Annotated in this window: 19 protein-coding genes; 16 read left to right on the top strand and 3 right to left on the bottom strand. The window is 67.6% G+C overall.

What is annotated here, in order from left to right; genetic code table 11:
• Positions 1-109 precede the first annotated feature (109 nt).
• From AC1DS0_RS17870 to AC1DS0_RS17840, 7 genes are all read left to right on the top strand, one after another.
• Entirely contained in the window at positions 110-523 is a 414-nt protein-coding gene (locus tag AC1DS0_RS17870; protein WP_476815635.1) for a cupin domain-containing protein, read from the top strand.
• A gap of 186 nt (positions 524-709) precedes the next feature.
• Positions 710-1519 (top strand): FadR/GntR family transcriptional regulator, encoded by an 810-nt coding sequence (locus tag AC1DS0_RS17865; protein WP_476815634.1) that lies wholly within the window; start codon positions 710-712, stop codon positions 1517-1519.
• On the top strand, positions 1479-2024 hold the full coding sequence (locus AC1DS0_RS17860; protein ID WP_476815633.1) for a TRAP transporter small permease: 546 nt from the start codon (positions 1479-1481) through the stop codon (positions 2022-2024). Before AC1DS0_RS17865 ends, AC1DS0_RS17860 begins: the two co-directional genes overlap by 41 nt.
• Entirely contained in the window at positions 2021-3304 is a 1284-nt protein-coding gene (locus AC1DS0_RS17855) for a TRAP transporter large permease (RefSeq protein WP_476815632.1), read from the top strand. The genes AC1DS0_RS17860 and AC1DS0_RS17855 overlap by 4 nt, the downstream gene beginning before the upstream one ends.
• 44 nt (positions 3305-3348) lie before the next feature.
• Entirely contained in the window at positions 3349-4362 is a 1014-nt protein-coding gene (locus AC1DS0_RS17850; RefSeq protein ID WP_476815631.1) for a TRAP transporter substrate-binding protein, read from the top strand.
• A 206-nt stretch (positions 4363-4568) separates the two neighbouring features.
• On the top strand, positions 4569-5765 hold the full coding sequence (locus tag AC1DS0_RS17845) for a mandelate racemase/muconate lactonizing enzyme family protein (protein WP_476815630.1): 1197 nt from the start codon (positions 4569-4571) through the stop codon (positions 5763-5765).
• An 83-nt stretch (positions 5766-5848) separates the two neighbouring features.
• Positions 5849-6655 carry an MBL fold metallo-hydrolase gene (locus tag AC1DS0_RS17840; RefSeq protein WP_476815629.1) on the top strand — a complete coding sequence of 269 codons (807 nt, stop codon included), beginning with the start codon at positions 5849-5851 and terminating at the stop codon, positions 6653-6655.
• A gap of 3 nt (positions 6656-6658) precedes the next feature.
• Here the strand turns inward: AC1DS0_RS17840 and AC1DS0_RS17835 are convergent, their stop codons facing one another.
• Entirely contained in the window at positions 6659-7399 is a 741-nt protein-coding gene (locus AC1DS0_RS17835; RefSeq protein ID WP_476815628.1) for an SDR family NAD(P)-dependent oxidoreductase, read from the bottom strand.
• A gap of 100 nt (positions 7400-7499) precedes the next feature.
• On the opposite strand from AC1DS0_RS17835, the gene AC1DS0_RS17830 reads away from it, so the two are divergent.
• Positions 7500-8108, top strand: coding sequence for a TetR/AcrR family transcriptional regulator (locus AC1DS0_RS17830; RefSeq protein WP_476815627.1), 609 nt, complete (start codon positions 7500-7502; stop codon positions 8106-8108).
• A 276-nt stretch (positions 8109-8384) separates the two neighbouring features.
• The gene (locus tag AC1DS0_RS17825; protein ID WP_476815626.1) at positions 8385-8708 is read left to right on the top strand and encodes a hypothetical protein; all 324 of its coding nucleotides are present in this window, start codon (positions 8385-8387) and stop codon (positions 8706-8708) included.
• A gap of 7 nt (positions 8709-8715) precedes the next feature.
• Here AC1DS0_RS17825 and AC1DS0_RS17820 read toward each other — a convergent pair whose 3' ends face one another.
• A complete protein-coding gene (locus tag AC1DS0_RS17820) occupies positions 8716-9600 on the bottom strand; it encodes an AraC family transcriptional regulator (protein ID WP_476815625.1) in 885 nt (294 codons plus the stop codon).
• Between AC1DS0_RS17820 and AC1DS0_RS17815 the strand changes: the two genes are divergently transcribed.
• Positions 9599-10009: a DUF2000 family protein gene (locus AC1DS0_RS17815; RefSeq protein ID WP_476815624.1), complete on the top strand. Its 411-nt coding sequence runs from the start codon at positions 9599-9601 to the stop codon at positions 10007-10009. The two genes, AC1DS0_RS17820 and AC1DS0_RS17815, sit on opposite strands and share 2 nt — an antisense overlap.
• 203 nt (positions 10010-10212) lie before the next feature.
• On the opposite strand, the gene AC1DS0_RS17810 is transcribed toward AC1DS0_RS17815, so the two are convergent.
• Positions 10213-11223: an aldo/keto reductase gene (locus AC1DS0_RS17810; RefSeq protein ID WP_476815623.1), complete on the bottom strand. Its 1011-nt coding sequence runs from the start codon at positions 11221-11223 to the stop codon at positions 10213-10215.
• 119 nt (positions 11224-11342) lie between these two features.
• Between AC1DS0_RS17810 and fliK the strand changes: the two genes are divergently transcribed.
• The 6 genes from fliK to AC1DS0_RS17780 all read left to right on the top strand — a co-directional run bounded on the left by fliK (position 11343) and on the right by AC1DS0_RS17780 (position 17424).
• On the top strand, positions 11343-12881 hold the full coding sequence (gene fliK, locus AC1DS0_RS17805) for a flagellar hook-length control protein FliK (RefSeq protein WP_476815622.1): 1539 nt from the start codon (positions 11343-11345) through the stop codon (positions 12879-12881).
• Entirely contained in the window at positions 12878-13156 is a 279-nt protein-coding gene (locus AC1DS0_RS17800) for an EscU/YscU/HrcU family type III secretion system export apparatus switch protein (RefSeq protein WP_476815621.1), read from the top strand. The genes fliK and AC1DS0_RS17800 overlap by 4 nt, the downstream gene beginning before the upstream one ends.
• The gene (locus AC1DS0_RS17795) at positions 13153-14280 is read left to right on the top strand and encodes a GNAT family N-acetyltransferase (RefSeq protein WP_476815620.1); all 1128 of its coding nucleotides are present in this window, start codon (positions 13153-13155) and stop codon (positions 14278-14280) included. Before AC1DS0_RS17800 ends, AC1DS0_RS17795 begins: the two co-directional genes overlap by 4 nt.
• Positions 14281-14341: 61 nt before the next feature.
• Complete coding sequence (locus tag AC1DS0_RS17790; protein ID WP_476815619.1) at positions 14342-15349, top strand: NAD-dependent epimerase; 1008 nt, start codon at positions 14342-14344, stop codon at positions 15347-15349.
• Positions 15350-15358: 9 nt separating this feature from the next.
• The gene (gene mog / locus AC1DS0_RS17785) at positions 15359-15904 is read left to right on the top strand and encodes a molybdopterin adenylyltransferase (protein WP_476815618.1); all 546 of its coding nucleotides are present in this window, start codon (positions 15359-15361) and stop codon (positions 15902-15904) included.
• Between the two features lie 104 nt (positions 15905-16008).
• Positions 16009-17424 carry a mannose-1-phosphate guanylyltransferase/mannose-6-phosphate isomerase gene (locus tag AC1DS0_RS17780; protein ID WP_476815617.1) on the top strand — a complete coding sequence of 472 codons (1416 nt, stop codon included), beginning with the start codon at positions 16009-16011 and terminating at the stop codon, positions 17422-17424.
• The last annotated feature ends 77 nt before the right edge of the window (positions 17425-17501 follow it).

The following is a 17501-nucleotide window of genomic DNA, read 5'->3' as shown; positions in this document are numbered from 1 at the left end:
CAATCCTGCGGCCCCCCTCCCGGAAATCGCGGCTCCCGCGGGGCCCGGCCAGGACCTACCCTCGCGGAATGCCAGCAGGATACCAGCCCCGAAACGGAAGGAAAATGCGATGCGCCCGTCGCTCTATCCGTCAGCCCTCGTCGTCGCGAGCCTCGCCCTCGGACCCAGCGCCAGGGCTCATGACGCGGCCCTGACCAAGCCCAATCTCCTGCTGCGCCAGCTGGTCGACACCATGCCGCGTGATGCCTCGCAGGAGGTCCGCGTCATGAGCGCGACCTTCCAGCCCGGCAGCAGGACGGTCAGGCACAGCCATCGCTTTCCCGTGACGGTCTATGTCCTCGAAGGCGCGTTTACGCTCGAGCTGAAAGGGCAGCTGCCTTTGGTGGTTAAAGCTGGCGAAGCCTATGTCGAACCGCCGGGCGTCGAGATGACCGGCTACAACCGCAGCGCCACCGAACTGACCAAGGTGGTGATCTTCTATGTGAGCAGCCGCGACACGCCATTCCTCGACCCGACCGAGTGAGGCGGCTCGCCTGTTCTCCTGCTCGGCATACGCCTTATTCCGGCCTTGCCCTGCTCGCGGCCACCGACGTGGAACCGCCGCCGGTGCCTGCCGAAGCATCTGTCCTCGATCGTACCCCTGTTGACAGCCGAAGCCAGCGGCTCCTTCGCCGCTTGCGGATTAATCATATGATGATATGATCTATCCATGGCTCGCCCTTCGAATTTCCATGCGCATCTCGTCGACCGGCTCGGCCGGGAGATCGTCTCCGGCCAGATCGGGCTCTCCGGCACACTGCCGCGCGAGGACGAGCTCTGCGCGCATTTCGGCGTCAGCCGCACCGTCATCCGCGAGGCGACCAAGACGCTGCAGGCGCTGGGGCTGATCGTCACCGGCCCGCGCGTCGGCTCGCGGGTCCAGCCGGTCTCGGCCTGGCGCCTGCTCGATCCGCAGGTGATGGGCTGGATGACCGATGCCGACATGGCGAGCGGCTTCCAGCGCGATCTGCTCGAACTGCGCGGCATGATCGAGCCGACAGCCGCCGGCCTCGCCGCCGAGCGCGGCACCGACGCACAGATCGCCGAGATCACCGCGGCCATGACCGCGATGACGGCGGCAGACGACAAGCAGGCCCACCAGACCGGCGACTACCGTTTCCATGAAGCGATCCTGGAGGCCTCCGGCAACCTGCTGCTGATCCAGCTCAAGCCGATCCTGCAGGCCGTGCTGAAGGCCTCGTTCGGGCTCTCCATGCACGACCATGAGCGTGCCCGGGCCTCGCTCGCGATCCACCGGGTCGTCACCGACGCCATCCTCGCCCGCGATCCGGAACGTGCGCGCCGGACCATGGCGGAACTGATCGCGGTCGCCCGCGCCGACATGGAGAACGCCGCGCGAGCCAAGACCGAAGCGCCCAGATCCGAAGCGCCGAAGAGCGCCGGAACGCCACCAACAACAGATCAACGGGAAACGTCCAATGCTGCGTCACGCCGAAAGGTGGGTCTTACGCGCGCTTGAGTTCAGCCTCGTCGCCCTGCTCGCCGGCATGGTGATGATGGTGTTCGGCAATGTCGTGCTGCGCTATCTGTTCAACTCCGGCATCGACGTGTCGGAGGAATTGTCGCGCTATTTCTTCGTCTGGCTGACCTTCATCGGTGCCGTCGTGGTGATGCGCGAGAACGGCCATCTCGGCGTCGACACGCTCGTCGGAGCGATCGGGGACAAGGGCCGCCGGCTCTGCATGATCACCAGCGACGCCATCGTGCTGGTCTGCTCGCTGATGCTGCTCGACGGCACCTGGAGCCAGCAGGCGATCAACCAGACCTCCGTCGCCCCGGTCACCGGCATCAGCATGGCCTATGTCTACGGCGTGCTCTACTTCGCCGGCGCCGGCATCGCCCTGATCACGCTCGGCCGCCTGTTCCGGGCACTGACCGGCCGGCTCGATCCCCATGAGCTCGCCGAATTCGCAGGCGACTACAGCGCCAGCCCCTCGCACAATCTGAAGGGGCATCTGGAATGACCGTCGCCGTCTTCCTCGTCTCGCTCTGCGGAGCGATGGCGCTCGGCATGCCGATCGCCTTTGCGCTGATCGTCTGCGCCGTCTGCCTGATGCTCTGGCTCGGCGCCTACGACACCCAGATCATCGCGCAGAACATGATCATCGGCGCGGATTCCTTCCAGCTCCTCGCCATCCCCTTCTTCCTGCTCGCCGGCGAGTTGATGAACGCCGGCGGCCTCTCGAAGCGCATCGTCAACTTCGCGCTCTCGCTGGTCGGCCATCTCCATGGCGGCCTCGGCTATGTCGCGATCTTCGCAGCCATCATCATGGCCTCGCTCTCGGGCTCGGCCGCGGCCGATACCGCAGCGCTCGCCTCGATCCTGCTGCCGATGATGCGCAGCGCCGGCTACGATGTCGGCCGCTCGGCCGGGCTGATCGCCTCGGGTGGCATCATCGCCCCGATCATCCCGCCCTCGATCGGCTTCATCGTCTTCGGCGTCGCCGCCAACCTCTCGATCACCAAGCTCTTCCTCGCCGGTGTCTTTCCTGGCCTGCTGATCGGCCTGTCGCTGGTGATCGCCTGGTGGATCGTCTGCCGCAGGGACGTCATCACCGTCCTGCCGCGCAGGACCGGTGCCGAGCGCCTGAAGGCGACCTGGGACGGTTCGCTGGCGCTGCTGATGCCGATCGCGATCCTCGGCGGCATCCGCTTCGGCATCGTCACGCCGACGGAAGCGGCCGTCGTCGCGACCGTCTATGCGCTGATCGTCGGCATGTTCGTCTATCGCGAATTGAAGGTCCGCGACCTCTACCGGGTGACGCTATTGGCGGCGAAGACGACCAGCGCCGTGATGCTGCTCGTCGCCGCGGCGGTGGTCTCGGCCTGGCTGATCACGCAGGCAAACATCCCGGCCGAGCTGTCCTCGCTGCTCGAGCCCTTCATGGGCAACCAGACCGTGCTGATGATCATCATCATGCTGCTGGTCATGGTGGTCGGCACCGCGCTCGACTTCACCCCGACGGTGCTGATCCTGACGCCGGTGCTGATGCCGATCGTCAAGCAAGCCGGTATCGACCCGATCTATTTTGGCGTCCTCTTCATCATCAACAATGCCATCGGCCTGATCACGCCGCCGGTCGGCATCGTGCTCAACGTCGTCTGCGGCGTCGCCCGCGTGCCGATGAGCGCGGTGATGCGCGGCGTCTGGCCGTTCTTCATCGCCCAGACCATCGCGATGTTCCTGCTCGTGCTGTTCCCGCAGCTCGTGATGGTGCCGCTCGCCTGGCTGAGCGGCCGCTGAGACCACCCGAAAACCAGAAGAAGTCCAGTACCAGGGAGTTGAACATGACCAGGACGACCCGCCTCCTCTCGCTCGTCGCCGGCGTCGCGCTCGCGGCCTTCGCCGGCCAGGCCCAGGCCCAGATCAAGGAGCGCAATATCCGCGTCTCCAACGGCATCAACGAGGATCACCCGGTCGGCAACGGCGTCGCCAAAATGAAGGCCTGCATGGCCGAGAAGTCCGGCGGCAAGCTCAAGCTACAAGCCTTCTGGGGCGGCGCGCTCGGCGGCGACCTGCAGGCGACGCAGGCACTGCGCGCCGGCACGCAGGAGATGGTGATCACCTCCTCCTCGCCGCTGGTCGGCATCATGCCCGAGCTCGGCGTCTTCGACCTGCCCTTCCTGTTCACCGACGAGAAGGAGGCCGACGCCGTGCTCGACGGCGCCTTCGGCAAGTACATCGCCGACAAGCTGCCGGGCTTCGGCGTGGTCAACCTGGCCTATTGGGAGAACGGCTTCCGCAATCTCACCAATTCGAAGCGCGCCGTGACCAAGGCCGAGGAGATGACCGGGCTCAAGGTCCGCGTCATGCAGAACAACATCTTCCTCGACAGTTTCAAGACCATGGGCGCCAACGCGACGCCGATGGCCTTCGGCGAGGTCTTCGCGGCGCTGGAGACCCATGCGATTGACGGCCAGGAGAACCCGCTCGTCACCATCGACACCTCGAAGCTCTACGAGGTGCAGAAGTACCTGACCCTGACCCGGCACGCCTATACGCCGTTCCTGATGCTCTATTCGAAGAAGCTCTGGGACCAACTCTCGGCCGATGAGCAGAAGGTGCTGAGCGACTGTGCCATCGTCGGCCGCGACGAGGAGCGCAAGGTCTCGCGCGAGCTCAACGACAAGTCGCTCGTCAATCTCAAGGCGAAGGGCATGCAGGTCAGCGAGGTCAGCGCCGGGGAACTCGCCAAGATGCGCGAGAGCACCCAGGCGGTCTATCAGCGCCACCAGGCGACGATCGGCAAGGACACGATCGAACGCATCCAGGCCGACCTCGCCAAGCTGCGCGGGAAGTGAGCGCCGCCCTCCCTTCTCCCCTTGCGGGAGAAGGTGGCGCGTAGCGCCGGATGAGGGGTCGCGCCACCGTTTCCGCTTTGCGTTGCCAAGGGCAGACACGGGCAGCGTCGCGCAACCCCTCACCCCAGCCCTCTCCCGCAAGGGGAGAGGGGGCAAGTCGCGGTTCCGGCCGCACTCAACTCAATCGCCAGATCCCGAGACCCCTTGTGAAGATCACCGCCCTCGAAACCATCCGCCTCGCCGAGTTCGGCAACCTCGTCTGGGTGCGCCTGCACACCGATGACGGGCTCGTCGGCCTCGGCGAGACCTTCATGGGCGCGGCCGCGGTCGAGGCCTATCTGCACGAGAGCGTCGCGCCCAAGCTGATCGGCCAGGACCCGCTGCAGATCGAGGCCCGCAACGCCAGCCTGAACAATTATCTCGGCTGGCGCGGCTCGGGCGTCGAGACGCGCGGCAACTCCGCAGTCGACCTCGCGCTCTGGGACATCTACGGCAAGGCGATCGGCCAGCCGGTCTCGATCGCGCTCGGCGGCCGGACCCGCGACACGATCCGCACCTACAACACCTGCGCGGGCTACAAATATATCCGCGACGCCCGCGCTCAGAAGGTCGCGAACTGGCATGTCGGCGAGCAGGGCGGCCCCTATGAGGACCTCGAAGGCTTCCTCTACCGGGCCGATGAGCTGGCGCATTCCCTGCTGGAGCAGGGCATCACCGGCATGAAGATCTGGCCCTTCGACATCGCCGCCGAGCGCAGCGCCGGCTGGGACATCTCCCCCCAGGAGCTGAACACGGCGCTCGAACCCTTCCGCAAGATCAGGAAGGCCGTTGGCGACAAGATGGACATCATGGTCGAGTTCCACTCGCTCTGGAGCCTCCCCATGGCGAAGAAGCTCGCCGAGCGCCTCGCCGAATTCGACACCTACTGGCACGAGGACCCTTTCCGCCTCGACAATGTCCAGGACCTCGGCGAATACGCCCGTCATTCCAAGGCCTGGGTCTGCGCCTCGGAGACGCTGGCCTATACCCATTCCTTCCGCGACTATCTCGAGACCAAGGCGGCCGGCGTCGTCATGCTCGACCTGTCCTGGTGCGGGGGCCTCTCGGAAGCGCGCAAGATCGCCGGCATGGCCGAGGCCTGGCACACCCCGGTCGCGCCGCATGACTGCACCGGCCCGGTGGTCTACGCGGCGTCCTGCCATTTCTCGCTGCACGCCCGCAACGCGCTGATCCAGGAATCGGTGCGAGCCTTCTACACCGGCTGGTACACCGAGCTCGTCACCGATCTGCCGGTGACGAAGGACGGCATGATCACCGTCTCGGAAGCGCCGGGCCTCGGCCTCGAACTGCTGCCGGGTCTGGAGAAGCGCGCCGACGCGATCGTGCGGGTCAGCAAGAGCTGACGCTTCACAAACCCGCCAGCCGGCTTTTCGTGGTCCGGCTTTTGCGGGAAGCTCTTCGCGCAGGGAACAGCGAGGAGCTCATCATGACGGTTGCGACGATGCTGGCCCGGTTTGCCCTTGCCGCCATCCTCGCGACCGGGCTCGCCAGCCCCGCCCTCGCCCAGGCGCATGAGCCCGGCTGCCGGCCGGAGATGGCGAGCTACCGCCTGCCAATTCAGCGCGCGAACCTCGCCAAGGACGAGGTGAAGCTGACCTTCGTCGGTCACGCCACCTTCCTGATCGAGACGCCGAGCGGAGTGAAGGTCGCGACCGACTACAACGACTATGTCCGCCCGCCGGTAACGCCCGACATCGCCACGATGAACAAGGCGCATTCGACGCATTATTCGCGCGCGCCCGATCCCGCCATCAAGCAGGTGCTGCCGGGCTGGGACCCGTCCGGCAAGGGCCCCGCGCAGCACGACGTCACGATGGGCGACCTGCGCGTGCGCAATGTCCCGACCAATATCCGCACCTATGGCGGCGACACCGATTTCAACGGCAACTCGATGTTCGTCTTCGAGATCGGCGAGCTGTGCATCGCCCATCTCGGCCATCTCCACCACCCGCTCGAACCCGGCCATTTGCGCGCGCTCGGGCGGGTCGACATCGTGCTCTTCCCGGTCGATGGCAGCTATACGCTCGACCAGGAGGGCATGCTGGAAGTGCTGAAATCGCTGCAGGCCCGGGTGATGATCCCCATGCACTTCTTCGGCGGCGGCACGCTCAACCGCTTCCTCGCCCGTTCGCAGGACCTCTGGCCGGTCGAACGGCGCGACCGGCCAGAGATCGTGCTGTCGAAGGCGACGCTCCCGGCCAAGCCGACGATCATCGTCCTGCCGGGGCATTGAGCCTCAGGTGTTCACTCCGCCATCGATGGCGATGCCCGCGCCGGTGATGAAGCGCCCTTCCTCGCTGGCGAGATAGGCGATCAGGCCGGCGATATCCTCGGCCTTGCCATAGCGCGGGATCGCCATCTTGGCGCGCTGGTCGTCGGCGTGGTCGCCATCGGCCGGGTTCATGTCGGTATCGGTCGAGCCGGGATGGACGACGTTGACGGTGATGCCGCGCGGTCCGAGATCGCGGGCGAGAGCCTTGGTGAAGCCGATCAGCGCCGCCTTGCTCATCGCATAGAGCGCGATGCCCGGTTCCGTCACGCGCTCGGCCAGGCAGGATCCGGTGGTGATGATCCGTCCGCCATCGGGTAGATGCTTTGCCGCCGCCTGCGAGGCGACGACCACGGCGCGGACATTGACGGCGATGACCTTGTCGATCTCGTCGAGCCCCCAGCTCCCGACCTCGCCATAGTGCCAGATGCCGGCATTGTTCACGAGGATGTCGAGCCCGCCGAGCTCGGCCGCCGCCTTGTCGACCGCCGCTGTCAGCGCCGCCGGGTCGGCACTGTCGGCCTGCAGCACCACGGCCTTGCGTCCGAGCGCCCGGATCTGGTCCGCCACGGCCTCGGCCTTGTCGCGGGCGTGCTCGTAGGTCAGCGCCACATCCGCTCCGTCCTGCGCCAGCCGAAGCGCCGTCGCCGCACCGATGCCGCGGCTGCCGCCGGTCACCAGAGCCTTCCTGCCTGCCAGTTTCGTCATGGGTCACCATATCTGTAATGAATGATACATATATCGATGACTCGCTTGCCCCGGAGCGTCAAGCGATTTATTTATCGGTCGATACAGAAAGGTGACGACCATGGCCGAACGAGGCCGCCCACGCGCCTTCGACCGGGCTGCGGCCCTGCAGAAAGCCATGCTGCTGTTCTGGGAGAAGGGCTTCCAGGGCGCCGCGATGAGCGAGCTCACCGCGGCGATGGGCATCAATGCGCCGAGCCTCTACGCCTGCTTCGGCAGCAAGGAGGCGCTCTATCGCGAGGCGATGGCGCTCTATGAGTCAGGCGACGGCGCCGAGCTCGCTGCTGCGATCGCCGCTGCGCCCACAGTGCGCGATGCGATCGAGATCTATCTGATGCGCTCCGCCGCGCTGTTCAGTCGCCCCGGCAAGCCGGCCGGCTGCATGGTCGTGCTCTCGGTGGTGCACGCCGCCGGTACCAGCGAGGAGGCCGGACGCGCGCTGCGTGATGCCCGCACCGAGATGCAGGGCATGCTGGAAGCGCGCCTGCGTGGCGCACTCGCCAGCGGCGAACTGCAGGCGGGCGATCCGGCCGCCATCGCCGCCTTCTACTGCACGGTGCAGCAGGGCATGTCGATCCGCGCCCGCGACGGCGCCAGCCGCGCCGAGCTCGAGGCGGTGGCGCAGGGCGCCATGGCGGCCTGGGATAGACTGACGGGGGTGCGGACCTAACGCGTTTCCTTTGCAGGAAGCTACAGCGTCTTTCCGGGGCAGGCCGACGGCCTGAGCCCGGAACCCAGAACCGAGACAAGAGCAGCAAGAGCGCATCGACGACCGCTCCTTCATGACGACCGGCATCGGTTCCGGGTTCCGGGCCCTTCGCTGCGCGAAGTCCCGGAAAGACGGCAAGGTTCTGTGCAACTTAACCTCTTGCTCAGCCTGAGCTGAGGCTTTGCTGGGCAGGATACGCGTGCTCGGGCAAACTCATGCGGCGCAATGGAGCTTGGCATGATCCGTCGTCTCGCCGTCGCCGCCCTCGCTGTCGCCTTGTTGCCGGCGAGCGCCGAAGCCGCCAAGTTCCGCTTCGGTGGCGGCCGTTCGTCCACCACCCATGCTGGCCAGGGCCAGCGTGACGGCTCCCATGCCGTGGTGACGCCGACGCTGCGCAGCCGCCAGACACAGAACGCAGCGGCAAGCGAGCCTCTCCGCATCGCGACGCCCGCTACCGCCGCCACAGTCGAGACAGCCGATCTCCGCGGCACGCAGTCCGCGGAAGCGCGTGTCTGGTGCCGTTCGCAGACGGTCGTCGGTGGCTTCTGCGTGATGAACTGAGCGCCGCTCAGGCCGCCTCCGGCCTGCTTCCGACCTGCATCGCCCGCCAGCGCCCGGGAGATTGTCCATAGGCCTTGCGGAAATGCCGGGTCATATGGCTCTGGTCCGCGAAGCCACTCGCGGCAGCCGCCTCGGCCAGCGCTTCGCCCTGCCGGATCAGCAGCCTTGCCCGCTCCAGCCGGCGCATCACCAGATAATGATGCGGGCTGGTGCCGTAGCGGCGGCGGAACTGCCGCGCGAGCGCATAGCGGTCGAGCCCGGTGACCGCCTCCAGCATGGTTGAATCGATCGTCTCGTCGCGGCTCTCGCTCAGGAAATCGCGGGCACGCTCGCAGGCACGCATCGCCGGCGTCTCCGCCCCGGTGGGCGCACAGGACGGATCGAGCTTGAGCAACGCCTCGGCCAGCGCTCCGACCGCCGCGTCACGCTCCAGCGGCTCCAGCCCATGCTCGACATCGCCGAGCAGGCCGACCAGCGCCCGCATCAGGCTGCCATCGCGGCAGACGGCATTGCCAATGAACGGCATCGCGCCGGCCCGCCCGGCGAGCGCCGCCATGATCAGGCCCGGCTCGACATAGGCCATGCGATAGCGAAAGCCGCTCTCGATTCCGGCCCGGCCGTTATGGATCTCGTCGGGATGTAGCACGATCAGGTCGCCCGGCGTCGAATCCCGCTGCGCGCCGCGATAATCGAAGCTCTGCACCCCGCTGATCGTGTAGCCGATCGCATAGGTGTCGTGCCGGTGCGTGTCATAGGCGTGGCCGCTGAAGAAGGCCTCGATCCGCTCAACGCCCTCCCCGTCCGGCGCCGTGCGGATCCAGTCTCCGGGCGAGGCGACCGCGCACAAACGTTCAAGACCGGCAGGCTGGCCGGGCTCTATCGCTGTCGGCATGCGCTTCGACACCAAGATTGCCATCATCGTCCATGAAGAGCTCGCCGCCTGGCAGAAGCTCAATGTCACCGCCTTCCTGTCGGGCGGCCTGGTCGCCACTGCGCCGGAACTCGGCGGGCAAGCTTACCGCGACGGCTCAGGCAAGGTCTATGGCCCGCTGGTGCGCCAGCCGATCCTGATCTTCGCCGCGACCTCGGCCGACCTCACCCGTGTGCTGCGGCGGGCCGGCGAAGCCGGCCTGACGCCCTCGCTCTACACGAGAGAGCTGTTCGCGACCGGCCATGACGAGGCCAACCGTGCCGCGGTCCAGGCCGTCGCGACGGATGCGCTCGACCTCGTCGGCATCGCGCTCCATGGCGAGCGCAAGGCGGTCGACAAGGCGATCAAGGGGCTGAAGCTGCATCCTTGAGGTGGCCCGATTGCCACCAGAACCTCAACGTCTTTCCGGGGCTTCGCGCAGCGAAGAGCCTGGAACCCAGAACCTATGCCCTGCCCGTTTCGGCAGGCGAGGTCGGGCACCTTCTCTGAGAGGACATCGGTTCTGGGTTCCGGGCTCAGGCCTGCGGCCTGCCCCGGAATGACGCCGCGTTTCCACGCCAGAGCGGCAACGCCTCACACCGTCCGCGCCAGCCGCCCCTCCAGCGGGTAGGCCGGATCGCTGTAGCCCGGCGTCGAGGGATGGCCCGCCGGCACCAGTGAATCGACCAGCGCCTCATCCTCGGCGGTGAAATTGGCCGACAGTGCCGAGAGATAGCCCTGCCATTGCTCCATGGTGCGCGGGCCCGCCACGGCCGCGGTCAGCAGCTTGTTGTTGAGCACCCAGCGGACCGCGAACTGCACGGGCGTCAGGCCCCGCGCCGCGGCATGGTCGCGGATCGCGCGGGCGATGATCAGCGATTCCTCGCGCCATTCCGTCTGCATCAGGCGCTTGTCGGCGCGCCCTGCCCGCGTGCCTTCCGGTGGCGCCTGGCCGGGCTCGTATTTCGCCGTCAGCACGCCGCGCGCCAAAGGCGAATAGCTGGCGACGCCGAGCTCGTAATAGCCGCAGGCCGGCAGGTGCTCGACCTCGGGCATGCGGTTCATCGCGTTGTAATAGGGCTGGCTGACCACCGGCCGGTCGATGCCGAGCTCGTCGCAGAGCCGGCAAATCTCGGCGACGCGCCAGCCGCGATAGTTCGAGACGCCGAAATAGCGGATCTTACCGGCCCGCACGAGGTCGCCGATCGCCCTGATCGTCTCAGCCAGCGGCGTCTCGTGATCTTCCTTGTGCAGATAGTAGATGTCGATGAAGTCGGTGCCGAGCCGTTTCAGGCTGGCATCGCAGGCCTCCAGCAGCCATTTGCGCGAGAGCCCGCGCTGGTTCGGCCCCTCGCCCATCGCGTTCGCCGCCTTGGTCGCCAGCACCCAGCTTTGGCGATTGCCGGCAATGGCGCGGCCGGTGATCTCCTCCGAGCGCCCCTCGGCATAGACGTCAGCGGTGTCGATGAAGTTGATGCCAGCCTCGGCTGCGCTGTCGATGATCCCTAGCGCATCGGCTTCCTCGGTCTGCGCGCCAAACATCATCGTTCCCAGACAGAGCGGCGAGACCTTGAGGCCGGAACGACCAAGCGCGCGATAATCCATGACGATCTCTCCAGAACGGGCGGGCAAACCTGCCGCAGAGCCGGCGCTCGCACCAGCGCGGCTGACGCAACGCTGCCCGGCGCAAGAGAATCCTTAACATTTCGTGCCAGGCTTCTTGGATGGCAGCCATCCCGTCTGATCCGGCGCAACTCGCGGCGCTCATCAAGAGCCAGAATCTCGCGACCCTGCTCGCGACGATGACCGGTAATGGCGGCCTTGCCGCCGGCAAGACGGTCGAAGCCAAGCTCGTCGCGCTCGACCCTGATGGCAGCGCCACAGCCCTGGTCAACGGCGTCAAGGTCGCGCTCGTGCTCGCCGGCCCCGAGGCCAGGCAGGCGGCGCTGCAACCGGGCGCCAGCCTGATGCTAAAGCTCGCCGCGCCCGCAGAGCCGGGAGCTCCGTTGCAGGCGACGCTGGTGGGCGTTCGCCCGGCTCCAGCAAATAGCCCGAACGCTCCGGCAGCGCCCGCGCAACAGACGGCCGGCACCACGCCGTCAACGCCGCAGCAAGCACAGACGGCGACCTCCGCAAGCGTTCCCCCCGCTACCGCGCAGCAATCGACGGCCGCCCTTGCCTTGCAGGCCGGCCGCACAACCGCCACCAGCACGGCGCCAGTCGCCCCGCAGACTGCGCCCGCCTCGCCTCGCGCGATCGCCGGCCCCCTGCTCGGCGCGGCGCTCGGGCGGCAGGACAGCCTCGCCCCGCTCTTCGCCAATCTCGGCAGCCTGGCGCAGGGCTCGGTCGCGCTGACCTTGCCGAAGCCATTGATGACGCTGGTCGACCAGATCCTCGCCCAACGTCTGCCGACCGCCGAGGCCCGGCCCGTCACAGCCGAGACGCTGAAGGCTGCCATCGCCCGTTCTGGTGTTTTCCTCGAAGCCAGGCAGGCAGCAGGAGAAGCACCGACACCGCAGACCGACCTGAAGGCGGCGCTGCAGAGCCTGCGCGACCTGCTGAAACCGGCCGTCGAAGGCGCGACGGCAGCGAAATTACCGCTGCCCGGCGAAGCCGCTAGCGAAGCTGCGCCGCAGCCCGGGCGCCCGGCCACCCGGAACACGCCGGAGCAGGACACCGCCGCATCGACACAGGCCAAGAGCCGTCCTGCCCCGCCGCGCGACGGCCTGCTGACGCCGCAGCCGGCCGCCGAGCCGAGCCTCACCAGCGCCGCCCGCCCTGCCGCGATCGCACAGGCCCTGTTCGGCCAGGCCGAAGCGGCGCTCGATCGCATCGCGCTCGCCCAATACGCCTCGCTGCCGCAGGAAGCCGCGCGGCTCGACCAGCAGCCGCCGGCGCGCTGGCTCACCGAAATCCCGCTCGCTTTGCCGAGCGGCACCGCCGTGCTGCCGCTGGAGATCGAGCGCGACCCGCCGCAATCCGGCTCGGCGACGCCCGATGCCCCGCTCTGGCGCGTGCGCTTCGCAATCGATGTCGAGCCGCTCGGCGCGCTCCAAGGCGTGGTCACCTTGCAGGGTCGCGCCATCGGCGTCTCCTTCTGGGCCGAGCGCGAGGACACCAGCCGCCTGCTGCGCCAGGCGACGCCCGATCTGGAGACCTCGCTGCTCCGGTCCCGCTTCGACAGCGCCGAGTTCGAGGTCTTCACTGGCCACCCCCAGCAAGCCAAGGCGGCGGCCGGCCAGTTCCTGGACCGCCGCTCATGAGCCAATCGCAGCCGCTGCCGCTCGCCGTCGCGCTCGAATATGACGGCCAGGGCGCGCCGCGCGTCACCGCCAAGGGCCATGGCGTCGTCGCGCAGAAGATCGTCGAGACCGCGCGCGAGCACGACATCGCCATCGAGCAGAACGCAGCCCTGGCGCAGGCGCTCTCGGCGGTCGAGCTCGAAGACAGCATCCCCGAGGAGCTCTATCTCGCCACCGCACAGGTGATCGCCTTCGTGCTCGGCCTACGTCGCCGTGGTGGCCCATCGCGCCCATGACCGCTTCGATCGCGGTCCGCCGCCTGCCGGCCGGGACCTATGGCGCTGCTTACGCCGAAGCCTTCGCCGATCTCTGCCGGCGCGCCGAGGCGCCCAATCTGCATATGGCTCCGGCAGCCGTCGCAGCCGCCGTGAGCTTCGGCATCGCAAGCGACGACATCGTCGTGCTCGCAGCACAGGAGCAAGACGACGAACGCCTGCTCGGCCTCTGGGCGCTGCGCCGCACCCGCAGCCTCCGCACGGGTCTCACCACTGTCCTCGAAGCGCCACTGGTACCGCTCTATGAGGTCTCCTCGGCCCCGGTGCTCGATCGCGAGCGCGCGAATGACGCCGCCGCTGCCCTGATCCTGGCCATCATCGACGCATCCGACCTCCCGAAGGTCCTGAAACTGCCGCTGCTGCCCATGTCGGGCGGCATCTTCGCCGCGCTCGAAGCCGCGCTGGCCGCAACCGGCGGCAGCATCGCAACCTTCGAGCGCTGGCAACGGCCGATGCTGGCCCCCGAGCCCGGCGACGATGCGGAGCGCTATCTGCGCCGCGCCCTCGGCCAGGGCTACAAGAAGCGGATGCAGCAGCATCGCCAGCTGGAGAAGGCCGGCGCCCTCGCTTACCAGCGCCATCGCGGCGCTGACGCCGTCGTCGCGCTGGAGGCGTTCCTGGCTCTGGAAGCCGCCGGCTGGAAAGGCCGTGGCGGCACCGCACTCGCCAGCCTGCCGCAGCACAGCGCCTATATCCGCGAGATCGTCAGGAACTTCGCCGCCGCCGACGCCATCCGCATCGACCTGCTCCGGCTGGACGACCAGCCCATCGCCGGCGGCCTGCTGCTCGACCTCGCCGGCCAGTCGCATTTCCTCAAGATCGCCTATGACGAGGGCAAGGCCCGGCTCTCGCCCGGGCGGGCGCTCGCCATCGCGATGCTGCGCGCCGATTTCGCCGCGAACCACCCCTTCCGGCTCGACAGCGGCGCCGGCGACCGGGTCGATCCGTCTGCCTATCCCTGGGGCGAGCGGCAGGAGATGGCGAATGCGATCGTCGCGCTCGCCGGCCACTCCGCCGCCCTGCCCAAGCTCGCCGCGGCAGCGCGCATGCGGCTAAGACACTGGCGCGACCGCAGCCCGCGTTGACCGGGACAGCAAGCTGCTCGATAGACGTAACCCTGACGCCGCGACTGGCGCGAGGAGGATCATGCGCGTTCTGGTGACGGGGGCGGCCGGCTTCATCGGCAACGAGACAGCCCGAGTTCTGCTCGAGCGCGGCGACGAGGTCGTCGGCACCGACAATCTCAACGACTATTACGATCCCGCCCTGAAACAGGCACGGCTCGCCCGCCTCGACGGCCACAATCGCTTCAGCTTCGAAAAGCTCGATCTCGCCGATCGCGACGGCATGGCCAGGCTCTTTGCCGAAGGGCGTTTCGAGCGCGTCGTCCATCTCGGCGCCCAGGCGGGCGTGCGCTTCTCGATCGAGAACCCGCAGGCCTATCTCGATTCCAACCTCGCCGGCTTCGGCCATGTGCTGGAGGGCTGCCGCCGCAATGGCGTCGAGCACCTCGTCTACGCCTCGTCGAGCTCGGTCTATGGCGCCAACACCCGCACGCCCTTCCGCGTCGAGGACAATGTCGACCACCCGGTCAGCCTCTATGCCGCGACCAAGAAGGCGAACGAGGGCATGGCCCATGCCTACAGCCATCTCTATGGGCTGCCGACCACGGGCCTGCGCTTCTTCACGGTCTACGGCCCCTGGGGCCGGCCCGACATGGCGCCGATGATCTTCACCCGGAAGATCCTGGCCGGCGAGCCGATCGAGGTCTTCAACGAAGGCAAGCACGAGCGCGACTTCACCTATGTCGACGATATCGTCGAAGGTGTGGTGCGCGTACTCGACAACGTCGCAGCACCCGATCCGGCCTGGTCGAGCGACGAGCCCGGTCCCGCGACCTCCTCCGCCCCGTGGCGGCTCTACAATATCGGCAACTCGGACCCCGTGCCGCTGATGGAGTTCATCGCCACGATCGAGCAGGCGCTCGGCAGGAAGGCGGTGATGGAGATGAAGCCGCGCCAGCCCGGCGACGTGCTGCGCACCGCTGCCGATGTCTCGGCGCTGGAGGCGGCCGTCGGCTTCCGTCCGCACACGCCGCTCGCCGACGGCATCGGGCGGATGGTGCGCTGGTATCGCGATTTCTACCGCCTCTGAGGACTAGCCATGGCATCCCTCGCGAAGATCGGCATCGTCACCGTTTCCGACCGCGCCTCGGCCGGCGTCTATGCCGACGAGGGCGGCCCGGCCATCCTCGACTACTTCGCCAAGGCATTGGCCAGCCCCTGGCAGGCGGTCACGCGCGTCATCCCCGACGAGCGCGCCGGCATCGCGCAGACGCTGACCGAGCTCGCCGACAAGGAGGGCTGCTGCCTGATCGTCACCACCGGCGGCACCGGCCCGGCCCCGCGCGACGTCACGCCGGAAGCGACCGAAGATGTGATCGACAAGCTGATGCCCGGCTTCGGTGAGTTGATGCGCCAGGTCAGCCTCGCCAAGGTGCCGACCGCGATCCTCTCGCGCCAGCTCGCCGGCATTCGCGGCAGGTCGCTGATCGTCAATCTGCCCGGCCGCCCGCGCGCCATCGCCGAATGCCTGGACGCGGTGATGCCGGCGATCCCCTACTGCATCGACCTGATCGAGGGCCCTTATCTCGAGACCGACCCGGCGATCATCGTCGCGTTCCGGCCGGGGCAGAAGCCGAAAGGGTGAACAATACCTCGACCGATACCACCCGCCTCTCCTTATGAGCGTTTATCGGATGGTAGCTTCACTGCTGTAGGACTAGACGGACCAGTTCCCGCCGGAAGTTCGATATGACTGCAAAGATCGTTCCCCTCGTCATGGCCGGCGGCTCCGGCACCCGCCTCTGGCCGCTCTCGCGCGACACCATGCCGAAGCAGTTCATCGCGCTGCTGGATGATGGCCTCTCGACCTTCCAGGCGACGCTGCAGCGCCTCGTCGATCCGGCCTTCGGCGCGCCGATCGTCATCACCAACAATGATTTCCGCTTCATCGTCGCCGAGCAGATGCTGGCGCTCGGCATCAAGGGCGAGATCGTGCTGGAGCCCGAGCGGCGCGATTCCGCCGCGGCCATCGCGGTCGGCACGGTCATGGCCGGCAAGCGCGACCCCGAGGCGGTCTGCGTCGCGCTCGCCTCCGACCATGTCGTGAGCGATGCCGAAGCCTTCCGCCACGACTGCAAGCGCGCCGCACGCCTGGCCGCGACCGGCCTGATCATGACGCTCGGCATCAAGCCGACGCATCCCTCGACGGCCTATGGCTATCTCGCTCCCGGCGAGGCCCTGCCCGAGCCTGGCGCCAGCCGCCTCTCCCGCTTCGTCGAGAAGCCGAAGCTCGATGTCGCCGAAAAATACGTCGCCGAAGGCTATCTCTGGAACAGCGGCAATTTCCTGTTCTCGGCCAAGACCATGCGCGACGAGCTCTCGCGCCATGCCCCCACCGTGCTCTCGGCGGCCGAAGCCGCGGTCGAGAAGGCCACGCGCGACCTCGACTTCCTGCGGCTCGATCCCGAGAGCTTCGGCAAGGCCACCAAGATCTCGATCGACTATGCCGTGATGGAGCGCACCGCCCATGCCGGCATGCTCGCCGCCTCCTTCGACTGGTCGGACGTCGGCTCCTGGGATTCGATCCATGCGATCAAGCCGCAGGACGGCGACGGCAACGTGCTGGAGGGTCCGGCGGTGGCACTCGACACCCGCCGCTCGCTGATCCGCAGCGAGGAGGTGCTGACGACCGTGGTCGGGCTCGACGACGTCGTCGTGGTCTCGACCCGCGACGCCGTGCTCGTCGCCTCGATGGCAGCGGCCGGCAAGGTCAAGACCCTCGTCGAGCAGATGAAGGCTGATGGGCGCCCGGAGGCCAGCGAGCATTTGCGCATCTACCGGCCCTGGGGCTGGTATCAGCGCATCGACATCGGCGCCCGCTTCCAGGTCAAGCACATCCACGTCAAGGAAGGCGGCCAGCTCAGCCTGCAGAAGCATTTCCACCGCGCCGAGCACTGGGTCGTGGTTCGCGGCACCGCCGAGGTCACGCTCGACGACACCGTCCGCTTCGTCCACGAGAACGAGTCGGTCTACCTGCCGATCGGCTGCACGCACCGGCTGAAGAATCCCGGCAAGATCGGCCTGGAGCTGATCGAGGTCCAGGTCGGCAGTTACACGGGCGAGGATGACATCGTCCGCATCGAGGACATCTACGCGCGCAGTTGAGACCGTGTGCGGCCCCGATTGACGTGACTGTTCCCCATTTGGGGGGATACGGCGAGAACAGAACGCCATAGCCTCGC

This window comes from Allobosea sp. P4_H5 (assembly GCF_056400825.1).
The sequence above is the reverse complement of the archived record's forward strand: the minus strand, read 5'-3'. Positions and strand labels throughout refer to the sequence as shown.

Bases quoted from the DNA above. Each gene is read 5' to 3' on its own strand.
- AC1DS0_RS17825 (WP_476815626.1), top strand. From the start codon at position 8,385: ATGATCCGTCGTCTCGCCGTCGCCGCCCTCGCTGTCGCCTTGTTGCCG.
- AC1DS0_RS17855 (WP_476815632.1), top strand. From the start codon at position 2,021: ATGACCGTCGCCGTCTTCCTCGTCTCGCTCTGCGGAGCGATGGCGCTC.
- fliK (WP_476815622.1), top strand. From the start codon at position 11,343: ATGGCAGCCATCCCGTCTGATCCGGCGCAACTCGCGGCGCTCATCAAG.
- AC1DS0_RS17840 (WP_476815629.1), top strand. From the start codon at position 5,849: ATGACGGTTGCGACGATGCTGGCCCGGTTTGCCCTTGCCGCCATCCTC.
- AC1DS0_RS17790 (WP_476815619.1), top strand. From the start codon at position 14,342: ATGCGCGTTCTGGTGACGGGGGCGGCCGGCTTCATCGGCAACGAGACA.
- AC1DS0_RS17865 (WP_476815634.1), top strand. From the start codon at position 710: ATGGCTCGCCCTTCGAATTTCCATGCGCATCTCGTCGACCGGCTCGGC.
- AC1DS0_RS17835 (WP_476815628.1), bottom strand. From the start codon at position 7,399: ATGACGAAACTGGCAGGCAGGAAGGCTCTGGTGACCGGCGGCAGCCGC.
- AC1DS0_RS17780 (WP_476815617.1), top strand. From the start codon at position 16,009: ATGACTGCAAAGATCGTTCCCCTCGTCATGGCCGGCGGCTCCGGCACC.
- AC1DS0_RS17830 (WP_476815627.1), top strand. From the start codon at position 7,500: ATGGCCGAACGAGGCCGCCCACGCGCCTTCGACCGGGCTGCGGCCCTG.
- AC1DS0_RS17815 (WP_476815624.1), top strand. From the start codon at position 9,599: ATGCGCTTCGACACCAAGATTGCCATCATCGTCCATGAAGAGCTCGCC.
- AC1DS0_RS17860 (WP_476815633.1), top strand. From the start codon at position 1,479: ATGCTGCGTCACGCCGAAAGGTGGGTCTTACGCGCGCTTGAGTTCAGC.
- AC1DS0_RS17820 (WP_476815625.1), bottom strand. From the start codon at position 9,600: ATGCCGACAGCGATAGAGCCCGGCCAGCCTGCCGGTCTTGAACGTTTG.
- mog (WP_476815618.1), top strand. From the start codon at position 15,359: ATGGCATCCCTCGCGAAGATCGGCATCGTCACCGTTTCCGACCGCGCC.
- AC1DS0_RS17870 (WP_476815635.1), top strand. From the start codon at position 110: ATGCGCCCGTCGCTCTATCCGTCAGCCCTCGTCGTCGCGAGCCTCGCC.
- AC1DS0_RS17810 (WP_476815623.1), bottom strand. From the start codon at position 11,223: ATGGATTATCGCGCGCTTGGTCGTTCCGGCCTCAAGGTCTCGCCGCTC.
- AC1DS0_RS17850 (WP_476815631.1), top strand. From the start codon at position 3,349: ATGACCAGGACGACCCGCCTCCTCTCGCTCGTCGCCGGCGTCGCGCTC.
- AC1DS0_RS17795 (WP_476815620.1), top strand. From the start codon at position 13,153: ATGACCGCTTCGATCGCGGTCCGCCGCCTGCCGGCCGGGACCTATGGC.
- AC1DS0_RS17800 (WP_476815621.1), top strand. From the start codon at position 12,878: ATGAGCCAATCGCAGCCGCTGCCGCTCGCCGTCGCGCTCGAATATGAC.